Below are 20,955 nucleotides of genomic sequence, written 5' to 3'. Positions count from 1 at the left end.
GTCGGCGCAGCATAGCGCCGGCGGCGCCCGCCGCAACCTCTGCGAGGTTCCGGCGGGCGTGCTGTACTGGCCAGATGAAGCGCGAGTCCGGGCCGGCGTCCGCCGCCCGCGGAGGGTCGGCCCCCGGTGCCGCCCCCGCGGACGGTCCGGGTGCGGCCGCCGGCGGCTCCGCGGCCGGCCGGGCCGGCGCCGCGGACCTGGCCGAGGCGGTGCGCCGCCGGGTCCGGCTGATGATCGAGATCACCGCACGCGCGGGGGAGTACCGCCGGGGCCTGGTGAAGGCGGCCGGCCGGCTCAGTCCCGAGGAGGCCGTGATCCTCGACGACCTGGAGCGGCACGGGCTCCAGGTGCCCCAGCTCCGCGACGTGCTGCGCGGCGGCCACGTGCTGGTGGACGACCGCGAGCTGTACGACAAGTGGCGCGCCGGCCGGGGCAACCACCCCCGGCTGTCCAGCCACCACCGCGACATCGACAAGAAGCGCTACCCCGACTTCGGGATGCGCGGCCACGTGGTGCGCGAGAAGCTGCACGGCCGCACCGCGAACGGCACCTGGGTGCAGTTGGAGAAGACCCCGGCCGCCTTCGGCGGATCCCGCCTGCCCAGCGTGGACGACCTGCGGCACCTGGTGGACTACCTCCAGTACCGCTTCACCGGCAGCAACGTCGGCCCTTGGGGGCTGTCGCGGATGACCGAGCGGCGCCCGATGTACCTCTCGCCGGTGGTCGCCGTGCCCACCTCGCTGGCACCGCCGGTCGCGCGCACCCTGGCCAGGACGCTGCGCCGGATCGAGGAGAGCGACGACACCACGGCCGTCTCCGGCGAGCTGGCGGCCCACTTCCCGCCCCCCGACCGGGCGGACCTGAGCGGCGAGCTCGGCCAGGCGCTGTCGGGCCGGGGCGGGCGCGGCCTGTTCGGCAACTCCGAGGTGTGGGTGACCCAGGCACCGTCGCGGATCGCCGCCCGGGTGCTCCGCGAGCGCCACGAGCAGCCCGGGCCGGGCACCTTGCGGTCAGGAGGTCCGTCATGAGCGAGCAGCACCGCGACACGCCCCCCGCCGGCCCCCCGGACCCGCCTGACACCCCCGGTCCGCCGGGCGGCTCGGACGGGCCCGGCCCCGGCGAGGCGTCCGTGCCCTCCGGCCTGGTGTCGGCCGTGGTGAACCTGGTGCACACCGGACCGGTGCTGCTCGGCGCGTACACCATCGCCGAACTGACCGCCGTCGACGCGATCGTGGACTTCCTGGAGGCCCGCCCGTCGGACGACGAACTCGCCGAGGCCGTCCGCTCGCTGGCCGCGCGCGAACTGCTGCTGGCGGGAGACGGCGAGCAGGTCCAGGTCCGCGGCGACCTGGGCATCGCCGTGGCGTTCCAGCAGCGCGCCCGCCGCGTCCTCGACGCCCGGACCACCGGCACCGCGGCGGGGGAGCCGTGGCGCGTGCTGCTGCTCCCGCAGCCGGAGCGGATCTGCCTGATGGTGCGCATCGACGCCCTCGGTGTCCACCAGATCGGGCTCTACGAACTCGGCGAGGCCGTCCGCGTCCTCGTCGACTGGCTGCCCCGCGGCGAGTCCGCCGCGCCCGACCCCGGCCTCACCGCCGACACCCTGCTCGCCGGGGCGGAGCGGGCCGCGCTGCTCACGCTCACCGAGTACACCGCGCAGGGCTCCGCGGAGATCGCGGGGGCCAGCACCGACCTGGTGCTCGCCCGCAAGGGCGGCCGGCTCCACCTGCTCACGCGGGAGGCGGGCGACGGTGCGCTGGAGCCGGCGTCGGAGCCGGTGTCGGGCAAGGACGAGATCGGCGACCGGCTCGTCCACCTCCTCACCGGGGCCGCGGCGTGACGCCGACCCGCCCCGGCCGTACCCACCCCGGCCGCGCCTGGGCCGGCCGTACCCGCTCCCGGCGCCCCGCCGGGTCGCCGCGGGCCCGCCTGATCCGGCGCCGCACCGGTCCTGACCCGGCCTGATCCGTCCCCGAAGGGCAACCGTCTTCGCCCCCGTGGCGGCGTGAACTGCCCATGGGGCCAGTGGTGTCGGCACACAAGCTCCTTAAGGTGGTGAGGTGAGCCTTTGGACCTCCCTGGAACCCGCGTCCGCCACCGTCGACCCAGGCGGGAGCACCACGGTCCGGCTGCGGGTGCGCAACACCGGCGACGTGGTGGACGAGTACCGTTTTGAACCCGTGGGGGACATCGCGCCCTGGGTCCACGTGGAGCCGCAGGTGCTGCGGCTCTACCCGGGCACCACCGACTCGATCCTGCTGACCTTCTCGCCGCCGCGCACTCCGGACGCCACCGCCGGCCCCAACCCGTACGCGATCCGGGTGGTCCCGACCGAGAGCCCCGAGGCCACCACGGTCCCCGAGGGGAACCTCACCATCACGCCGTTCACCGCGGTCCGCGCCGAGATCGTGCCGCCGACGGTCAAGGGGCGCTTCCGGGGCCGGCCGAAGCTCGCGGTGGACAACATCGGCAACACCAGGCTCACCGCCTCGATCCGGGGCACCGACAACGGCGACCAGCTCGGGTACGACATCCACCCGGCCAACGTCCAGATCGAGCCGGGGCGCGCGGCGTTCGTGAAGGCGACGCTCAGGCCGCGGCAGATCATCTGGTTCGGCGCCAGCCAGCAGCGCCCCTACACGCTCGACGTGTCGCGCTCGGGGGCGGAACCGGTCGGCGTCGACGGCAAGTACGTGCAGCGCGGCTTCCTGCCGCGCTGGCTCATGGCCGCGTTCTGCGCGCTGCTCGGCCTCGTGATCGCCTTCACGATGTTCTGGCTCACCCACAAGCCCGCGGTGGCCTCGCTCGCGACGGCGAAGGTCGATCCGCCCGCTTTGAGCACGCTGACCCCGTCGCCGCCGCCCACCACCCCCGTCACCACCCCGCCCACCACGCAGGCGCCGACCCCGACCCCGACGTCGACCTCGGGCGGCGGTGGCGGCGGTGGCGCGAAGAAGCCGACGAGCCCGGTGCCCGCCACCCGGGTGCTGTTGTGGAACACCACCACCGACAAGTGCGCCGACATCCCCGGTGCGGACGACGGCCAGATCGGCGGCGCGGTCAACGAGTTCAGCTGCATCGACGACGACTCGGACAACCAGCTGTGGGACCTGGAGGTGCGCTACCCGAAGCTCGGCCCGGGCGGCACCCAGCTCTTCCAGATCCGCAACGACAAGGACCGGCTGTGCATGGACGTCCCGGGCACGGGGTCGCAGCCGATCACCACCAAGATCGTCGAGGGCCGCTGCACCGGCACCACCGAGGACAACCAGCTCTGGTGGCTGGCCAAGCAGTCCGACGGTGCCTACTGGATCCGCAACTACGCCAGCGACAACGTCTGCCTGGACGTCTCCGGCTTCAGCGTCGGCGGCGACAACACCCCGCTCACCCTCTACACCTGCTCCGACACCGACGACCAGGAGTGGCAGATCCGCAAGCCCACGACGGACTCCGCCGACTCCACGGGCTGACCGCCCCGCCGCGCGGGGGCCGTCGGCGACGGCGTGCGGGACCGCACGCGCCACGGCTTCCGCCCCCGCGCGGGAAGAGGACGGCGCTCCTGCCTGTTGACTCCGGCAAGCGGTCCCACCCGGGCCGGACCCCCGCGGGCCCCGCCCCTCCCGGCGGTACCCGGGTGGTATGCCTGTACGGAACGCCGGGCGCGACCCCCCGGCGGAGCGACGCGACGAGGAGCCAGCAGTATGAAGTTCGGGATCTCCACTTTCATCACCGACCAGAGCATCCGCCCCGCTCCGCTGGGACGGGCCCTGGAGGAGCGGGGCTTCGACTCGCTGTTCATCGCCGAGCACAGCCACATCCCGGTCAGCCGCCAGTCGCCCTACCCCGGCGGCGGTGAGCTGCCCGACATCTACTACCGCACGCTCGACCCGTTCGTGGCGCTCGCCGCGGTGGCGACCGTCACCGAGCGGCTGCTGGTGGGCACCGGCATCGCGCTCGTCGCCCAGCGCGACCCGATCCACACCGCGAAGGAGGTCGCCTCGCTCGACCTCATCTCCGGCGGCCGGGCCGTCTTCGGCATCGGGGTGGGCTGGAACCGCGAGGAGATGGCCAACCACGGCACCGACCCCGCCGTCCGCGGCCGCCTCGCGAACGAGCGGCTGCGCGCGATGATCGAGCTGTGGACGAAGGAGAAGGCGGAGTTCCACGGCGAGTTCGTCGACTTCGACCCGGTCTTCGCCTGGCCCAAGCCGGTGCAGCAGCCCCACCCGCCGATCTACGTCGGCGGCGGCCAGGGCGCCTTCCCGCGGGTGGTCGAACTCGGGGACGCCTGGCTGGCCAACAGCCTGCCGCCGAAGGTGCTGGGGCAGCGGATCGAGGAACTGCGCACGCTGGCCGGCCGCGACGTCCCGGTGACGGTCTACGCGGTGCCCGACGACCTGGAGGCGCTGGAGGCGTACGCGCGACTCGGCGTCGAGCGCGTGCAGTTCTACCTGCCCTCGGACCCCGAGCCGGCCGCGCTCGCGCACCTCGACCGGTTCGCCGAACTGGTCGGCCGCTTCAACTGATGCCCGCGCTCGGCGCCGCCGAGGCGCGTGCACGGTTCGCGGCGTCCCCGATCGCCCGGCTGGCGACCGCGGACGCCGCGGGCCGGCCGCACCTGGTGCCGGTGGTCTTCGTGGTGGACGGGGACCTGGTGGCCACGGCGGTGGACCACAAGCCCAAGCGCTCGCCCCGGCTGCGCCGGCTCGCCGACATCCGGGCGAACCCCGCCGTCTCGCTCCTCGTCGACCGCTACGACGACGACTGGGACCGCCTGTGGTGGGCCCGGGCGGACGGCCGTGCCCGCGTGCTGCCGCCGGCCGCCGATTCCCCCGAGGCGGCCCGCTGGACCGCCCTCCTCGTGGCGAAGTACCCCCGCCACTACGCCGGTCGCCCGCCCGTCGGCGAGGTCGTCGAGGCCCGGATCACCGCCTGGACCGGGTGGCACGCCACCTGACCGGTGGGGCTTCGCCGTTCCGGCCGGGAGAGGGCACTCCTCTTCCGGCCGGAACCGCGCGCCTACCGCCCCCCGCCCGCCCGGGCGGACGCCGCACTCACGGTGCCGGACGGGGAACCCGACGGCATGACGACGTAGGACATGCAGACCAGGGTGGCCGTCGCCGCCAACGCCCCCGCCGCGGTGGCGAGGGAAAGGACGCGGCGGCGCGGCGAAGAAGTGGATCGCTTCACGGACGTGTTTCTCCCGAGGGTTTCTGTCCATCAACGCTTGGATTGCACGGCAACGATTCGGGGCGTCGTTCCGACCGCCGCGTGACACTCCCTGGGGAGGCGGCGTTCCGCGCGCAGAACGGGGCACGGCCGTGCTCAATCGCGCTCATCTTCGAGGCCCGAGTGGTTGTCCGTGGACACTACCGCACAACGACAGTCCAAGGTCAACTCCGTTGCGCCACCGGGCGATACGCTCATCGAAGCCGTATGATCCGCCGCCGCACCGGACAACCACGGGCAGGTCCGGGAGCCTTCACTCAGTCGCCGGCCACGGGAGCAAGGGTGCTGCAAGCTCCCTGCAAGGAACCCTCCGCAGAGCGTGGGTAATTCACCGGTGAGGCCCTACCGGGAAGCGTCGAATCCGTCGGCGCGGGTGGGGCAGTCGCCCGGGACGCAGAGGAATCCGGGACGGCGGAGGGGGATTTCCTATGCGCGCCGAGATCGGCCCGGAAAGGCCGATGGATTGGGAACGCGAGCAGTGGATGACGATGAGGAACTGCAAGACGATACTGGTGGTCGTGCAAACGCTGACGTACGGTCAGCGGTTCGGCGACATCCTGCCGTTGTTCGACTCCGACACGAGGCTGCAACTCTTCTTCACCGTGGCGCCGCACGCCGCCTTCGGTGAGGGCGCGCTGCGGTTCCTGCGGCGCCTCGGCGCCCCCGTGATCCCGTGGGAGCAGGCGGTGGCCCGCGAGTTCGACCTCGCGCTGGCCGCGGGCTGGGAGCACATCGAGCAGGTCCGCGCCCCGATCGTCCTGTTCTCCCACGGTGCCGGACAGATCAAACTCCAGCGGGTCTGGCACGGTCGGCCCGGCCAGGAACGGCCGCCCGGCATGCTCAGCCGGGACAACCTCACCCGGGACGGGCGCGTGGTGCCCGCCGCGGTGGCGCTGGCACACCACGGCGACCTGGCGACCCTCGCGCGCAACTGCCCCGAGGGCGTGCCGGTGGCCACGGTGGTGGGCGATCCGGTGTACGACCGGCTCACGGCCAGCGTGCCGCGCCGGGCCGCCTACCGCGACGCGCTCGGGCTGCGCGGCGAACAGAAACTGGTGGTGGTCAGCAGCACGTGGGGCCAGGGTGCCTCCTTCACCGCGCTGGACGAACTGCTGCCCCGCCTGCTCGGCGAGCTGCCCCGGCGGCGCTACCGCGTGGCGGTGCTCAGCCATCCCAACATCTGGGCGGGGCACGGCTGGTGGCAGGTGCAGGCGTGGCTGGCGGGCTACCGCCGCAGAGGAGTCGCGCTGGTGCCGCCGGAGGCCGACTGGCGTGCCTACCTGGCCGCCGCGGACTGGGTCCTGGGCGACCACGGCTCGCTCACCTCCTACGCCACCGTCACCCCGGCACCGATCCTGCTCGCCCGCTACCCCCACGACCGCGTGCACCACGCGTCCCCGGCCGCCGCGCTGGCCCGGCTCGCCCCGGCCCTGACGACGGCCCGCCCGCTGGAGGCCCAACTGCGCTACGCCGCACAGGAGTACCGCCGTGAGGAGTACGAGGCGGTGGCGTCCCGGCTCACCTCCGAGCCCGGGCGGTTCAACCAGCGGGTCCGCGCGCTCGTCTACGGCCTGCTCGGCATCGGGTGCCCGGCCTACCCGGTACCGCCCGAACCGGTCCGGTCCCCCTCCCCGCTCGCCCGCTGGACGGCCGACGCGAGGGGCGAGGCGGCGTGAGGCCGCGACGTACGGGCACCGCGCCGCGCTCTGCCGTCGCCACGGTGTGCCGGCGGCCGGGGGCCCTCCTGCGGGGGCCGGCGGGGCTGCTGGTCGTCGGTGAGGGCGCCTCCCCGCGCGTGACGGTGCGGCGGCTGCCGCCGGGCGGGTGGGGCGGGCCGGGCGAGATCGTCGACGAGCACGTGAACGCCCGCCTCGCGCCGGGCTCGCCGTGGTCGGACCGCGCCGACGTGCTCATGCTCGACTGCGCGCACCGGCCCGCGCTGGCGGCCCGGGCCGCGGACGGGGTGCTGGCACGCTTCCCCGGCTGCCTGGTGGCGGTGGCCTGCACGGCCGACGGCGGCTGCGTCGCCGCGGCCCGCGGCGGCGCGCGCGTGCGGGTGACACCGGCAGCCGGCGAACGGCCCGCGACCGCAGAGGAGTTGGCGGTGGCCGCCTCCTGCCTGCACGCGGAACTCGTCCTCGGCGGGTCGTGGACCGACCTCAGGGCGATCTGCCTCGCGGTGCCCGCCGGGCCGCGGGCGCCGGGGCGCGGCCGGGTGCGGTTCAGACCGGACCCGGTCCCGCCGGCCGGCGCGTGGCCCGGTGGGCGCCTGCCGGCCTGAACGCGGCCGCACCGACGCGCGCACCGCCCGCACGGTCGCACTGCCCGCACAGCCGAGACCGCCTGCCCCGCCGTACGGTGGCGCCGCCGTACCGATCGCCGCCGCCGGGCCACACGGCGGACCGGCGCCGACCGGCGTGGGCGGGCCCCGGGCTCCGGCCCGGGCGGGCGGGCCGACTGCCGCCGTCGCGGCCCCGGTTCAGTGGCTGAACGGCGGCCGACCGCCCGGGGCGAACGGCGGCCGACCACCCGGGCGCCAGGCTCCGGGCGCCGGCCCCGGGCGTCAGGACCGGGGCTTCACGGCCCCGGGCATCGACGCGGGCGTCAGGACGGGGCGTCCTCGGGGCCCAGTGCCCTGAGGCGCCCCTGCGCGCGCTCGACGTCGAGCGGGCTGACGGCACCGTAGATCAGCAGCGCGTCCCCGTACCGCCGCCGCGCGGTGGCCAGATCGCCGGCGTGCTCGGCGAGCTCGCCCAGCATCTCCAGCGCCCTGGCCCGCCAGAACGTGGAACCGGTCGCGTCGAACTCCTCCAGCGCGCGGCCGAGTTCCCGCTCGCCGTCCGCACGCCGGCCGGCGCGGGCCCACGCGAACCCGAGGAGCGCCCTGGCGCGCGCCGCGTCGTAGAGGTCGTTCTCGGCCGCCAGGTCGCGGTGGGCGCGGTCGAGATGGTCGGCCGCGGCCTCGAAGTCCGCGAGGTCAAGGGCGAGTTCGCCCAGGCGCAGCCGTGACAGCGCGGCCCCCCGGCGGTAGCCGACCAGCTCGCGCAGTTCGAGGGCCCGTTGGTGCGCCGCCGCCGCGCGGTCGAGCTGCCCGGCCTCCCGGCAGGTGGTGCCGAGCCCGGTCAGCGCCTGCGCCTCGTCACGGAAGTCGCCCTTCGTCCGGGCGAGTTCGAGTGCCTGCGTGAACCACGCCGAAGCCTCCTCGTGGCGTCCGGCGCTGCGCAGCCCGATGCCTCCCGAGGTGAGCATCCGCGCCTCGCCCGCGGCGTCGCCGTCCTCGCGGGCGGCGGTGAGCCCGGTCCCGTGGGCCGCGATCCACGCGTCGTACAGCCGCAGCCGCAGGAACATCGGCCACAGGGCGTCGGCGAGTTGCCAGGCGGCCGCGTGCCACCGCCGGTCCGCGGCGAGGGACACCGCGGCGGCCAGCGCGTCGTGGTGCGCCTCCAGCCACGCCAGCGCCTCCGCGTCGCCGGCGAAGGGCGCCACCGCCGGGAGGGGGAAGGCGTAGTCGCGCCGCAGGGTGCGGTGGCTGGGGGAGAGCACTTCCTCCGCCGCGGTGGCCACCGCCAGGCACCAGTCCACGTACCGGCGCAGCACCTCGTCGCGGACCGGCGCGGGGTCCTCCGCCTCGGCGCGCTGGGCGGCGTGCAGCCGCACCAGGGCGTGGAAGCGGTACCGGTCGGCGCCCGACGGCTCCAGCAGGTTCGCCTCCACCAGCACGTCGATCAGCAGCCCGGCCCCGGCGGCGTCCCAGCCGCCCGCGGCCGCCGCCAGCGCCGGGTCGAACAGGCCCGTGGGCAGCAGGCCCAGGCACCGGTACAGGCGTGCCGCGTCCGGGGGCAGCGCGCGGTAGGAAGCGTCCATGACCGCCTGCACGGTGCCGGCGCCCTCCGCCCGCAACTCGCCCAGCGGACCCGCGCCGGCGGTGAGCGCGTCGCGCAACGACGCCACCGGCTGGTCGGGCCGCGCGGCCAGCCGCGCCGCGGCGAGGCGTATCGCCAGGGGAAGGCCCCCGCACAGCGCGACGATCTCCCGTGCCGCCGACGGCTCCCGCTCGGCCCGCGCCCGGCCGGCGCCCCGGGCGAACAACTCCTGCGCGGCCGACGGGTCGAGCACGCCGAGCCGGCAGAAGCCGGCGCCGTCGACCGCGAGTCCGGTCAGCCGCTGCCGGCTGGCGGCCAGCACCAGGCTGTCGGGCGCGCTCGGCAGCAGCACCCGCACGTCCGCGGCGGTCAGCGCGTTGTCCACCATCAGCGCGAACCGGCGCGCGGCGGTGACCGAGCGCCACAGCGCCGCCCGCTCGGCGAGGCCGGTCGGCTCGACGGTCTCGCCGAACGCGCGCAGCAGGGAGCCCAGCACCTCCACCGGGCCGGCCGGGGCACCGGGCGCGCCGCCCTCCAGGTCCACGTAGAGCTGCCCGTCGGGGAACTCCGCCTCCCGCCCGCCCAGCCACCGGGAGACCAGCGCGGTCTTGCCGACGCCCGCCTGACCGGTGACCACGATCACCTGCGCCACACCCGGCTCCCGGCCGTCCCGCAACTCGTCGAGCATCAGCAGTTCCCGCCGCCGGTCGGTGAAGTGCGCGGGCACCGGCAGGAGTTGGCGCGGCACCGGACGCGGCGGCGCCGGCGGCCGGACCTGGTGGACGTGGACGCCGCCGGTGATGTCCCGCGCCTGCACCACCGGGCCGTGCACTTGCGCGTCGCCGGCAAGGGTGTTGGCGACCAGCTCCACGCCCGCCGGCTCCGCGCTTTCCGCCGGAAGACGGGCCACCCACGCCCGGAGCCGGTCGAGCAGCGGGCCGTTCCGCGCCGCGCACGCGGCGAGTACCGCCGCGTGGCCGCGTACAGTCGCCGGAACGCCGGTGCCGCCGGCTCCGGCAACGGTGTCCGCGCGCAGGTCATGCCACGCGGCGGCGAGGTCCGGGTCGTCCTCGGCCGCGGAGCCGACCAGCGCGGCGAGTTCCCGCCACGCCGTCGCGCCGCGTCCGCTGCCGTGCAGCAGCTTGGCCGATAACAGCGCCTCGGCCACTTCGTCGTCCCGCATGTCCGCCCGCCCCTCACCGATGCCGGCCCGCGACCGTCCGGGCCCGGGCCGCACCGGACGTCCCGTTCCGCCCGTTTCCTTCAAGGAATACCCTGCGACGGCGGGGTGGGGGCGTTTCTCGGGCAGGAGGGTGCGGCCCGCTCCGCGCCAGGGTGCGGGTGCCGGCCGCCGCGGCCGGCGGCGTGCCGCCACGTGCCGCGGAACCGTCCGGTGGGAGACACTGATGGAGTTCCAGATACGCGTCCTGGGGCCGGTGGAACTGCGCGCGGGGGAGCACGTCAGCGCGCTCGGCTCGACCAAGGAGCGGACCGTGCTGGCCGCCCTCGCCTGGGACGCGGGCAGCGGGGTCAGCGTGGACCGGCTGGTCGACCGGGTCTGGGACGAGGAACCGCCGGGCAAGCCCCGCGACGCCCTGTACGCGTACGTCTCCCGCATCCGCCGGGCACTGTTCGCCGTCGCCGGACCCGCCGCACCGGTGATCGAGCGCCGCACGCACACCTACATCCTGCGGGCCGACCGTACCGCCGTGGACCTGCACCGCTACGTGGACCTGGTCGACCGGGCCCACGCCGTCGCCCACCGGGGCGAGGGCGGCGAGGCCCTGCGGCTGCTCCGGCAGGCCCGGGCGCTCCGGCGCGGCGAACCCCTGGCGGGCCTGCCCGGCCGGTGGCCGGCCGACGTCCGCGCCGCGATGGACGAGAAGGACGTCGACGCGGCCGTCCTGGAGGCCGGGATCGCCCTGCGGATGGGCCGGTTCGCCGACCTGGCGCCGCGCCTGACGGCCCTGGCCGCGGAGCACCCGACGAACGAGACGCTGGTGGAACTGCTCGCCGTGGTGCTGTACCGCACCGGCCGCGCGGTCGAGGCCGCCGAGAAGCTGCACCACTACCTGGGGCGGCTGGTCCGGGAGTTCGGCACGGTCCCGGGGGAGCGTTTGCAGGCCGTGCAGCGGGGCGTCCTGGGCAGGACCCTGCCCGCCGACCTGCCGGGGCCGGCCCCGGGCGCGGCCGCCGAGCCCGCCGACCCCCGGCCCGAGCGCACCGGCGGTCTGCCGCGCGCCATCGAACTGGTGGGCCGCGCGGCCGAGATGCGCCGGCTGACCGCCGCGTTCGACACGCCGCGCGAAGGGGCCGACCCGGTCGTGCTCGTCGCGGTGGACGGCATGCCCGGTGTCGGCAAGACCTCGCTGGCCGTCCACGCCGCCCACCGGCTGCGCGACCGCTACCCGGACGGCTGCCTGTTCATGGACCTGCGCGGCGGAGCCGACGGCGGGGCGATGAGCACCGACGACGCGCTGGCCGAGCTCCTCCAGCAGTCCGGCGTGCCCGCGGCACGCCTGCCCCAGCACCCCGAGGCGCTGGCCGCGGCCTGGCACACCGTGATGGCGGACCGTCGGGTGATCGTCGTCCTCGACAACGCCGCCGGCGCCGACCAGGTGCGCCGGCTGCTGCCGTGGGGCTCGCCCTCGCTCGTCATCCTCACCAGCCGGCACCGGCTCACCGAGATCCCCGGGGTGCGGCCGGTGACCCTCGACGTCATGCCGCCGCGCGACGCGGTCGCCATGTTCCGGCGCCGGGTCGGCCCCGAGCGGGCGCCCGACACCGACACCACCGCGCGGATCGTCCGGCTGTGCGGTTTCCTGCCCCTGGCGATCGAGCTGGTGGCCAGCCGCTTCCTGGCCCGGCCGGCCTGGAGCGCGGCGGAGCTCGTGGACACCCTGACCCGTGCCGGCAGCAGCCGCGTGCCCCAGATCCGCGACGGGCACCGCGACCTGGGCCGCGCCTTCGAGGTGTCCTACCGGCCGCTGACGCCGTTGCAGCAGATGGTCTTCCGCCGGCTGGGCTCGCACCCGGGACCCGAGACGGGGCCGCACGCGGCGGCCGCGCTGAGCGGGCTGTCCGTGGAGGACACCGACCGGGCCCTGGAGGGCCTGCTCGCCTGCCACCTGCTCGAAGAACCCACCGCGCACCGCTACCGGCTGCACGACCTGCTGCGCGACTACGCCCAGGGCCTGGCCGCCGCGGAGGACGGGCCGCGGGAGACCCGGGCGGGCGTCGAACGCCTCGTCGACTTCTACCTGGCCACGGCGGACCTGGCCGACCGCCAGGCGTACCCGTTCCGCTGCCGGATCGACGTGGACGCCCCCCGCCCCGCTCCGGCGCCCTGGGGCAGCCGGGGGGACCCGAGCCGCTGGCTCGTCACCGAAGGCCCCAACCTGCTGGCCGCGTTGGCCTGGTCGGGGGCCAACCGGCCGGCGGGGGACACCGCCCTCCTGGCGCACGTCCTGGCCGGCTTCCTGGACACCGAGGGCTACCTGACGACCGCCGACACCGTCCTGCGCCGGGCGGTCTCCCACTGGCGGGACACCGGCGACCGGGCGGCGTACGCCTGCGTGCTGCTCGACCTGTCCGTGGTGTCCATCCACGGCGGCCGGTACGACGACGCCAGCGACGCCGCGCGCTCGGCGCTGGAGGTCGCCCGCGCGCTCGGCGACCCCGCGATCGAGGCCGAGGCCCTCCACCAGCTCGGCATCTCCCTGTGGCCCAGCGGGCGTTACGCGCAGGCCGTCGCCTGCCACCGCGCCGCCCTGGAGCTGCGGGCCGACGGCCCCGGCCTGCAACAGGCGCGCAGCCTCAACGGGTTGGGCATCGTGTTGCTGGAGAGGGGTGACCACGAGGGGGCGTTGGCGGTGTTCCTCGACGCGCTGGGGAAGTTCCGGGAGGTGGGCGACCAGCGCGGCGAGTGGCGCACCCTCAACAACGTCGGGGAGATCCACGCCGCCCTCGGCGACTTCGCGCGGGCCGACACCGCCTACCGGCAGGCGCTCGCGCTCGCCCGGCACGTCGGCAGCCGCGTGGACTGCGCCACCCTCCAGATGAACCTGGCGCGCACGCTGGCAGCCACCGGCCGCCCGGACGAGTCCCTCGCGCTCTACGAGGAGGTCCTGCCGGTGCTGCGCAGCGTCGGCGACCGGCGCACCGAGGCCATCGCCCTGCACGGCCTCGGCCGGACCCTCCAGTCCACCGGGCGCTTCGACGAGTCGATCACCCGCCACAAGGCCGCGCTGGCGGTGGCCCGCGAGATCGGCGCGGTGCACGAGGAGGCCGAGACGCTGCGCGACCTCGGCATCGCGGAGCACCGCGTCGGCCTGCTCGGCGAGGCGGGAGCGCACCTGCGGGAGAGCCTCGCCATCGCCGAGCGCATCCAGGCACCCGCCGAGGAGACCGCCACGCTGCTGGCGCTGGCCGACCTGCGCGGCGACGAGGGGAGGCCGCGGGAGGCGGAGGCCCTGCGGGCCCGGGTCCGCGCGCTCCAGGCGAAACACCGGCTGCCCGGAGCGTGAGGGCCCTGGGGGCGGGGGCACCGGAGCCGGTGTGCCGAGGCCGGGCGCGGAGACGGTGGCGCCGGCACGGCGGTACCGGGCACGGAGGTGCCGGGCACGGTGGTCGGGGAGGCGTCGGGAGTGGACACGGTGGCCGGGGAGGCGGCCGGTGGGCGGCACGCGACGCGGGCACGGTGCGCGGAGCGTTCAGAGTGTCGGGCCGCCAGGTGTCCCGGCGACCTCCCCGGCGGCGTGGCGGGCCCGGTCCGCCGACGCGCGGCCGGCCAGCGCCCCCGCGTGCCGGAACTCGACGCCTTCGAGGTCGGCGACGACCCGGCCCGCGTCGTCGGTCAGCCGCAGATCGACGGTGAAGCCCGTCCGCGTGGCGTGCGGGCGGCGCCGCACCTGTGCCCACACCTGGCCGGGCAGCGGCCCGGAGAGGGCGAGCCGGCGCAGCGCGACCGGGACGTACCCGCCGGGCAGGAGGGTGGGCGTGTCCGCCGCGATGCCGCCTGCTGCGGCCCGGTCCGCCTCCTCGCCGCCCTCCTCGGTCCCGCTCCCTGACGCGGGGTCCGCCCGCCGGCCCTCCGCTCCGGCGCACTCCGCCCCCGCATCGTCCGGTTCCTCCGGGCGGAGGAAGAAGGCGGCGGCGAGTTGCAGGGCGCCGTCGAGCACGGTGGCGAGCCGGTACGGGTGCGGCTCGGCGGGCGCGCCGTCGGGGGCCGGCGTGATCCGGCCGAGGGCCTCCGCGCGACCGGAGCGGGCCCGCCACAGCTCGCGCACGGTGGCGAAGTGGGTGCCGTGCTCCAGGCCGCCGGCGCGCAGCGCGCCGTAGAGCCGGGCGGTGCGCAGCGCGTGGGGCGCCCGAGCGCGCAGCACGTCCGGCACCGGCCCGCTCGGCTCGTCCTGGCCGGTCCGCCCGGCCGATTCGGTCCGCCCGGTCCGACCGGTGGGGTCGGTGGGGTCCGTCTGCTCAGTCGGCCCCGTCCGCCGGGTCGGCTCAGCCGGGCCGGTCCGCTGGGTCGGCACGGTCCATCCGGCGGGCTCGGCCCGCTCGGTCCGCCCGGTCGGCTCGGTACCGGGAGCCGGTGCGACGGTGCCGTGGCAGTGCTCGGGCCAGGAGCCTCCGGGCGCGCCGGAGGTGACGGTGAAGCGGCGCACGCCGCCTGGCCCGGGCGCGGACAGGGTGACCCGGGCGGTGGTCGGGCCGGCGGCCGTGAGCACCAGCGGGCGGAGGAACCGGACGTCGGTCAGGACGAGGGAGGTGCGCTCGCCATCGGAGGAGCCGTCGCCGTGGGCGGCACCGAGGTCCGTGGCTCCCGTGGAGCCCGTGGCCTCCGTGGAGCCGCCGCCGTCCGCATCGTCCGGGGCGTGCGTGCCGGCACCGTTGCCGTTGCCGGTGACGGCCTCGGCTCCTTCGGTCGCCCCGGCCCCCGCCCCGGCCCCTCCGGTCGCGGCGGCCTCCCGTGCCGCCTCCGCCAGCGCGCGGACGACCAGGTCCAGGTGGCCGGTTCCCGGGAACACCGTCGCGCCGTGCACGCGGTGGTCGGACCAGGGCGGCTCGACGGCGAGCCGGTGGTCGTGGACGCTCGGTCCCGGCTGCCGGGCGTGGGCCTCGGCGGTCGGCGCCGCCGCGGGGGCGGGGACGGTCGGTGCGGGGGCCGTGACGCCCGCGGCCGGGGGCGCGGCCGCGGCGGTCGCCGCCCGCGGCGGGGGCGGCGCCGGGCGGGCAGGGGCCGTGGCCGTGCTGCTCGCGCTCCCGGTCGGTGCCGACGAATCGCCCCACCAGTACCGGTCCTTGCGGAACGGGTACAGCGGCGCCGCCGAGGTGCGCCGGTAGCGGTCGCCGCGGTAGACCCGGGGGAGCGCGAGCTCGGCCCCGGCGGTGAACAGCGCTCCGGCGACGCCCAGGAGGCGCCGCACGTCCTGCCCGTCGCGGTCGAGGGTCGTGAGGGCGGTCACCCCGCGGTCGGCGAACGCCTCGGCGACGTGCCCGGTCGGCGCCGCGTGCGGCCCGACCTCGACCACGAGGGTGCAGCCGGCGTCGACGGCGGCCCGCACCGCGTCGTGGCGACGGACCAGCTCGCGGGCCTGCGCGGCCCAGTACCCGGGGCCCTCCTCGCCGGTGAGCGGGCGGGCCGTGGTGCCGGAGAACACCCGCGAGTCCGGCCTACGCGGCCTCAACTCCGCCGCGAGCGCGCGCAGTTCCGGCAGGGCGGGGTCCATCAGCGGGGAGTGGTGGGCGTGCGAGGTGCGCAGCCACGCGGTGTCCGCCCCGGCCGCCGCCGCGCGTCCGGCGATCTCGCGCACCGCGTCGGCCGCACCGGAGACGACCACGCCGCGCGGCCCGTTGACCGCGGCCACCGCGGCCCGCCCCTCGTGGCCGGCGAGCCAGCCGGCGACGGTGCGGACGTCCGCACCGACCGCCAGCATCCGTCCGCCCGGTGGCAGCGCGGCCAGCACGCGGGCGCGCCCCACGCTGAAGCGGGCGGCCTCCTCCGGGGCCAGCATGCCGCCGACGCAGGCCGCGACCAGCTCGCCGACGCCGTGGCCGGTCACCGCGGCCGGGCGCACCCCCCACGAGCGCAGCAGTTCGGCGATGCCGTAGCCGACGGCGAACAGGGCCGGTCCGGCGAAGCGGGTGTCGTCGATGTCGGCCGCGTCGCGGGCCGGGCCGCCGTCCCCGCGGGCGCTCCCGCCGGGGCCGGTCGGCACCCGGCCGAACAGCACCTCGCGCAGCGGCACGTCGAGCAGGCCGTCCACCACCGCGGCGCAGCGGTCGACCGCGTCGGTGAACACCGGTTCCTGCGCGTACAGTTCGCGGGCCATCGCGGGGTACTGGGTGCCCTCGCCGGAGAAGACCAGGGCGACCTCGGCGGTGCCGCGCGGGTGGCCGGCGGTGACGCCGGCCGGGGCACGGCCGGCCCGCCACTCGCGCAGTCCGTCGGCGAGCCGGGTGGCGCCGCGGCCGGTCACCGCGATCCGGTGGCGCAGCGCGGCGCGTCCGGCGGCGGCGGTGAACACCGCGGCGGGCAGGCCCGGTCCGTCCGGCCGTGTCAGGAAGTCCGCCCAGCGGCCCGCGAGGTCGTGCAGGCTGTCCGCCGACTTCGCCGACAGCACCAGCAGTTCGTCGGCGCGGGCCGGCGCGGCGGCGGGCGGCGGCGGGTCGGCCGGGTCGCGGCGGGGCGCCTCGCGCAGCAGGGCGTGCGCGTTGGTGCCGCTGTGGCCGAAGGAGTTGACCGCGGCCAGCCGCGGGGAGTCCCGGCGCGGCCAGCGCACCGGCGCGCCGGGAATCCGCACGGGGGTGCCGGCCAGGTCGATCCCCGGGTGCGGCCGGTCCAGGTGCAGGCTCGGGTAGATGGTCTCGCGGTCCAGCGACAGCGCGGCCCTGACCACCCCGAGCAAACCCGCGCCGGCCTCGATGTGCCCGAGGTTGCCCTGGCCCGAACTCACGTACAGCGGTTGGTCGGTGGGGCGGCCGGCGCCGTAGGTGCGCAGGATGGCGTCCATCTCGACGGGGTCGCCGACGGGGGTGCCGGCGCCGTGCGCCTCCACGTAGTCGACCTGGCGTGGCTGCACGCCGGCACTGGCCAGCGCGGCCCGGATCACCCGTTGCTGGCCGCTGCCGTCGGGCGTGGCGAGGCCGCGGGCGCCGCCGGAGTGGTTGAGCGCGGTGCCCACCACGCCGGCCAGGATCGGGTCGCCCTGCTCCTCGGCGAGCGACTGGCGCTTGAGCAGCACCGCCACGCAGCCGTCACTGCGGACGTACCCGTCGCTGCATACGTACCCGTCGGCGTCGGTGTCGGCGTCGGTGTCGGCGGTGCGGCAGTCGCCGGCGCGGGAGGACCGGCCGGACCCGGCGGGGGAGGGGTGCGCGTCCGGCACGAGGACGGCGTTGGCGCCGGCCACGATCGCGGTGTCGCACTCGCCGGTGAGCAGGGACTGCCGGGCCAGGTGCAGCGCGACCAGCGAGCCGGAGCAGGCGGTGTCCACGGTCAGGCAGGGCCCGCGCAGGCCGAGGAAGTGGGCGATCCGGCCCGCGGCCATGCCGGCGGTGTTTCCCGCCTCGTGGGCGCCGACGGCCGCCGGGCCGCCGCGGCTCCTGAGGAGGGCGTAGTCATGGGACGCCAGGGCGACGAAGACGCCGGTGGTGCCGCCCGACAGCTCCTCCGGGTCCTGCCCGGCGTTCTCCAGGGCGTGCCACACGGTCTGCAACAGCATCCGGTGCTGCGGGTCCATGCGTACGGCCTCCGCGTCGGAGACGTCGAAGAAGGCGGCGTCGAACCGGTCGATGTCGTCCACGACCCCGCCGTACCGGACGGACGTGCGGCCGGGGGCCCGCGGGTCCGGGTCGTGTCGCGCGTCCACCTCCCCTCGGCCGGACGGCAGCTCGCGCACGCAGGTGCGGCCCCCCTCGAAGACGGCGCGGGCCGCTTCCAGGGTCCGTACGCCGCCGGGCAGGGTGCAGCCGACCCCGACGACGGCAATGGGCTCTGCTTCCACGGGAATTCTCCTTACGGGACGGGAGGGCGGGTCGCGGTGCGGCCGGATTCCCGCGGACGCGCGCGCCCGGCGGCACGTCGTCCGGCATCCGGCGCCGCGATGTCCGCAGGGGCCGCCGGCGGTGCGGCTGCCGCTCCCCTTCCGTCGCGGCCGGGTCCGGTCGTCCGTCCGCCTTCCCGGGCGGTCGGCGCACGTCTCTTCCGGGGCGGGGAAAGGGATTTCGGCGCTTTCGGTGGCGGGTCGCGCGCCGCTCGGTGGTCGAATGCCTGCTCGGAGGAACCGGTCGGATTCCCGTTCGGAACCGATCGGATGCCTGCAAGTGAAGCAGCCGACTGCACGACACGCGGCTGCCGTTGCGAGGACATCACTCGAACGGGTACACCCGCCGGGGCAAGCCCGCCGATCGGGTGTTCCCTCGCTGTTCGGTCCGTGCGTGGGGCAATTGTGCGGCGCCGCACAATTGCCCCACGGGTGCATTGTTGCGGCGCGCGAATTACCGTGGAATTCCCCACCGGGCCGATTCCCGGCGGCGGTCGGCGATCACTTCACCCGGTGATCACCGAATCGCCACACGCTTTACCTCGTTGGAATGAAAGAGCCTTTCCCGGTGCTCCGCGGCTGGTCGGGCCGGAGAGAACAGCCCTACCGTTCAGGACGCGATACGGCCGTACGGCGGCGGTACGCGGCAGCGAGAGGGGCGTTCGACGTGAGGGGACAGCCGACGGTGCCGGTCCAGGCGCCGGCCGGGTCCGGGAAACCGCCCGATCCGCGCCCCCGTGGGGTGCTTGCCGAAGTGGCGGGCTACGCACAGGACTTCATGGCCGCGGACCGCCCGGTGCGGGCCCGCGACCCGCGCCGGCTGGCGGAGTTGCTCGGCGGACCGCTGCCGGTCGCCGGCCACCCCGAGCTGGCCACGGTGCAACGTCTCCTCATAGCAGGGGAGTTCGGCGTACCCGGTTCCGGCGCGGCCCGTGGTCCCGGCGGCGCGTCCGGCGCCGCGTCCGGCGGAGCGCCGCCGCTCGGCCTCGCCGCGGACTGGCTGACCGGCGTGTGGAACCAGTGCGACGCCCGCCACGACCTCGGCACGCTCTTCGCGGCCGCCGAGGAGGTCTGCGAACGCTGGCTGGTGGAACTGCTCGGGCTGCCGGCCGGTACCGCGATGGGTCTGACCTCCTGTCGCGTCACCGCCAACCTGGTGTGCCTGGCCGCCGCCCGCGAGCACCAGCTCCGGCGGGCCGGCTGGGCGGTCAACGAGCAGGGCCTGTCCGCCGCGCCGCCGCTGACCGTGCTGGTCGGCGAGGAGGCCCAGGTCTCGGTGCTGCGCTGCCTGCGCCTGCTCGGGCTCGGCGGCGCGATCCGCCGCGTGCAGACCGACGACGGCGGCCGCATGGCGGTGCCCCACCTGCGCGATCTGGCGCAGGCGGCGCCCGCCGGGCTGATCGTGTGCGGCCAGGTCGGGTCGGCCACCTGCGGCTCGGTCGACCCGCTGCGGGCGATCGCCGAGGTCACCCACGCGCACGGCGGCTGGCTGCACCTGGACGGTGCCTTCGGGCTGTGGGCCGCGGCCTCCTCCCGGCACCGCCCGCTGCTGGACGGCGCGGGCCAGGCCGACTCCTGGACCTGTGACAGCCACATGTGGCTCGACACCCCCTACGACAGCGGGCTCGCGTTCTGCGCCCGGCCCGAGCCCCTGCGCCGGGCGGTCGGCCTGCACGCCGAGTTCGCCCCCGGCGCGGGGCACACCTGCCGGGACCCGCTCGACCACCGGGTCGAGCTGTCCCAGCGGGCCCGGTCGCTGACGCTGTGGGCGCTGCTGCACCACCTGGGCCGGCAGGGCGTCGCCGACCTGGTCGACCGCAACTGCGCCGCCGCCCGCCGCCTGGCCGTCCGGCTCGCCGCCGAACCGGGTGTCGAGGTCCTGGTGCCGGTCCGGCTCAACCAACTGCTGCTGGGGATCGGCGACGAGGCGCACACCCGCGCGGTGGTCGAGCGGCTCGACTCCGAGGGCACCTGCTGGGTGACGCCCACCCGATGGCGCGGCCACGGCGCCGTACGGCTGTCGGTGCGGGGCCGGGGGGCGGTCGGGACCGCGGTCGAACCGGTGGCTGCCGCCTTCCTCGCCGCGCACCGCGCGGAACGGCGCGCCCGCCGTTGACCGCGCCCGCCGTTGACGGACCGCCCGCGCCGGTGTTCCCCGCCCCGGCCCCCGCCCCCACCGCCCGCGCGCCGCCGTACCCGGGCGGTCCTCCCGCCGCGCCGTCCTCCCGCCGAGCCGCACCCCCGACGGCGGGGACACCCGCCGCCACCAGGCGCACGGTACGGGCGGGCGGCGCGGGACGCCGTAGCCTCTCGGTATGAACGAGTCCGTACACGTGCGTCACGCCACCAGCGAGGACATCGAGGGCATCGTCACGTGCAGCGTGGCGCTGCTGACGGAGGACGCGGCCGTCCGCGACCCCAAGGTGGAGCCGCTGTGGGCGCTGCGGCACGGCAGGGAGTCCTTCGAGGCGACCCTCGCGGACCCCTCGTGCCTGCTGCTGGTGGCGGACGACGGGGCCGGCGCCGTCGTCGGCTACCTCATCGGCGTCCTCGCGGAACCGGTCGCGGTGCTCCCGATCCGCAGCGCGACCCTGCGGGCGCTCTACGTCGCGCCCGAGCGGCGCGGCACCGGCACGGGGACCCGGCTCACCGCCGACTTCCTCGCGTGGGCCAGGGACCACGGCGCCGTCCGCGCGGAGGTCAGCGCCTACGCCGGCAACGACGCCGGCCGCCGCTTCTACGAGCGGCAGGGCTTCACCACCCGAGCGCTCCGCCTCGACCTCGACCTGGAGTCCACCCCGGCCCCCTGACCCCAC

12 protein-coding genes are annotated in these 20,955 nt (G+C 76.5%); 10 read left to right on the top strand and 2 right to left on the bottom strand.

Annotated elements, in window-relative coordinates:
* The first annotated feature begins 74 nt into the window (after positions 1–74).
* The 7 genes from RVR_RS09500 to RVR_RS09470 all read left to right on the top strand — a co-directional run bounded on the left by RVR_RS09500 (position 75) and on the right by RVR_RS09470 (position 7,510).
* Positions 75–1,028 (top strand): hypothetical protein, encoded by a 954-nt coding sequence (locus tag RVR_RS09500; RefSeq protein ID WP_202233426.1) that lies wholly within the window; start codon positions 75–77, stop codon positions 1,026–1,028.
* Positions 1,025–1,840, top strand: a complete 816-nt coding sequence (locus RVR_RS09495; protein WP_202233425.1) for a hypothetical protein — start codon at positions 1,025–1,027, stop codon at positions 1,838–1,840. The genes RVR_RS09500 and RVR_RS09495 overlap by 4 nt, the downstream gene beginning before the upstream one ends.
* A gap of 220 nt (positions 1,841–2,060) precedes the next feature.
* Positions 2,061–3,470, top strand: coding sequence for an RICIN domain-containing protein (locus RVR_RS09490; RefSeq protein ID WP_202233424.1), 1,410 nt, complete (start codon positions 2,061–2,063; stop codon positions 3,468–3,470).
* Between the two features lie 231 nt (positions 3,471–3,701).
* On the top strand, positions 3,702–4,526 hold the full coding sequence (locus tag RVR_RS09485; protein WP_202233423.1) for an LLM class F420-dependent oxidoreductase: 825 nt from the start codon (positions 3,702–3,704) through the stop codon (positions 4,524–4,526).
* Positions 4,526–4,957: a TIGR03668 family PPOX class F420-dependent oxidoreductase gene (locus tag RVR_RS09480; protein ID WP_202233422.1), complete on the top strand. Its 432-nt coding sequence runs from the start codon at positions 4,526–4,528 to the stop codon at positions 4,955–4,957. Before RVR_RS09485 ends, RVR_RS09480 begins: the two co-directional genes overlap by 1 nt.
* A 700-nt stretch (positions 4,958–5,657) precedes the next feature.
* The gene (locus tag RVR_RS09475; protein WP_237404658.1) at positions 5,658–6,905 is read left to right on the top strand and encodes a hypothetical protein; all 1,248 of its coding nucleotides are present in this window, start codon (positions 5,658–5,660) and stop codon (positions 6,903–6,905) included.
* Positions 6,902–7,510 (top strand): hypothetical protein, encoded by a 609-nt coding sequence (locus RVR_RS09470; protein WP_202233421.1) that lies wholly within the window; start codon positions 6,902–6,904, stop codon positions 7,508–7,510. Before RVR_RS09475 ends, RVR_RS09470 begins: the two co-directional genes overlap by 4 nt.
* Positions 7,511–7,833: 323 nt before the next feature.
* Here the strand turns inward: RVR_RS09470 and RVR_RS09465 are convergent, their stop codons facing one another.
* Positions 7,834–10,275: a tetratricopeptide repeat protein gene (locus RVR_RS09465; protein ID WP_202233420.1), complete on the bottom strand. Its 2,442-nt coding sequence runs from the start codon at positions 10,273–10,275 to the stop codon at positions 7,834–7,836.
* Between the two features lie 223 nt (positions 10,276–10,498).
* Here RVR_RS09465 and RVR_RS09460 point away from each other — a divergent pair, with 223 nt between their 5' ends.
* A complete protein-coding gene (locus tag RVR_RS09460; protein ID WP_202233419.1) occupies positions 10,499–13,618 on the top strand; it encodes an AfsR/SARP family transcriptional regulator in 3,120 nt (1,039 codons plus the stop codon).
* A gap of 186 nt (positions 13,619–13,804) precedes the next feature.
* On the opposite strand, the gene RVR_RS09455 is transcribed toward RVR_RS09460, so the two are convergent.
* Positions 13,805–18,100 (bottom strand): type I polyketide synthase, encoded by a 4,296-nt coding sequence (locus RVR_RS09455; RefSeq protein WP_202233418.1) that lies wholly within the window; start codon positions 18,098–18,100, stop codon positions 13,805–13,807.
* Between the two features lie 793 nt (positions 18,101–18,893).
* Here RVR_RS09455 and RVR_RS09450 point away from each other — a divergent pair.
* A complete protein-coding gene (locus RVR_RS09450) occupies positions 18,894–20,255 on the top strand; it encodes a pyridoxal phosphate-dependent decarboxylase family protein (protein WP_202233417.1) in 1,362 nt (453 codons plus the stop codon).
* Positions 20,256–20,454: 199 nt separating this feature from the next.
* Positions 20,455–20,949 carry a GNAT family N-acetyltransferase gene (locus RVR_RS09445; RefSeq protein WP_202233416.1) on the top strand — a complete coding sequence of 165 codons (495 nt, stop codon included), beginning with the start codon at positions 20,455–20,457 and terminating at the stop codon, positions 20,947–20,949.
* Positions 20,950–20,955 lie beyond the last annotated feature (6 nt).

Origin of the sequence: Streptomyces sp. SN-593 (genome assembly GCF_016756395.1) — a bacterium.
Lineage (GTDB): Bacteria > Actinomycetota > Actinomycetes > Streptomycetales > Streptomycetaceae > Actinacidiphila > Actinacidiphila reveromycinica.
The sequence above is the reverse complement of the archived record's forward strand: the minus strand, read 5'-3'. Positions and strand labels throughout refer to the sequence as shown.

Excerpts from the sequence above, each read along its gene's own strand:
- RVR_RS09500 (WP_202233426.1), top strand. The coding sequence starts at position 75 with ATGAAGCGCGAGTCCGGGCCGGCGTCCGCCGCCCGCGGAGGGTCGGCC.
- RVR_RS09495 (WP_202233425.1), top strand. The coding sequence starts at position 1,025 with ATGAGCGAGCAGCACCGCGACACGCCCCCCGCCGGCCCCCCGGACCCG.
- RVR_RS09485 (WP_202233423.1), top strand. The coding sequence starts at position 3,702 with ATGAAGTTCGGGATCTCCACTTTCATCACCGACCAGAGCATCCGCCCC.
- RVR_RS09480 (WP_202233422.1), top strand. The coding sequence starts at position 4,526 with ATGCCCGCGCTCGGCGCCGCCGAGGCGCGTGCACGGTTCGCGGCGTCC.
- RVR_RS09475 (WP_237404658.1), top strand. The coding sequence starts at position 5,658 with ATGCGCGCCGAGATCGGCCCGGAAAGGCCGATGGATTGGGAACGCGAG.
- RVR_RS09465 (WP_202233420.1), bottom strand. The coding sequence starts at position 10,275 with ATGCGGGACGACGAAGTGGCCGAGGCGCTGTTATCGGCCAAGCTGCTG.
- RVR_RS09460 (WP_202233419.1), top strand. The coding sequence starts at position 10,499 with ATGGAGTTCCAGATACGCGTCCTGGGGCCGGTGGAACTGCGCGCGGGG.
- RVR_RS09445 (WP_202233416.1), top strand. The coding sequence starts at position 20,455 with ATGAACGAGTCCGTACACGTGCGTCACGCCACCAGCGAGGACATCGAG.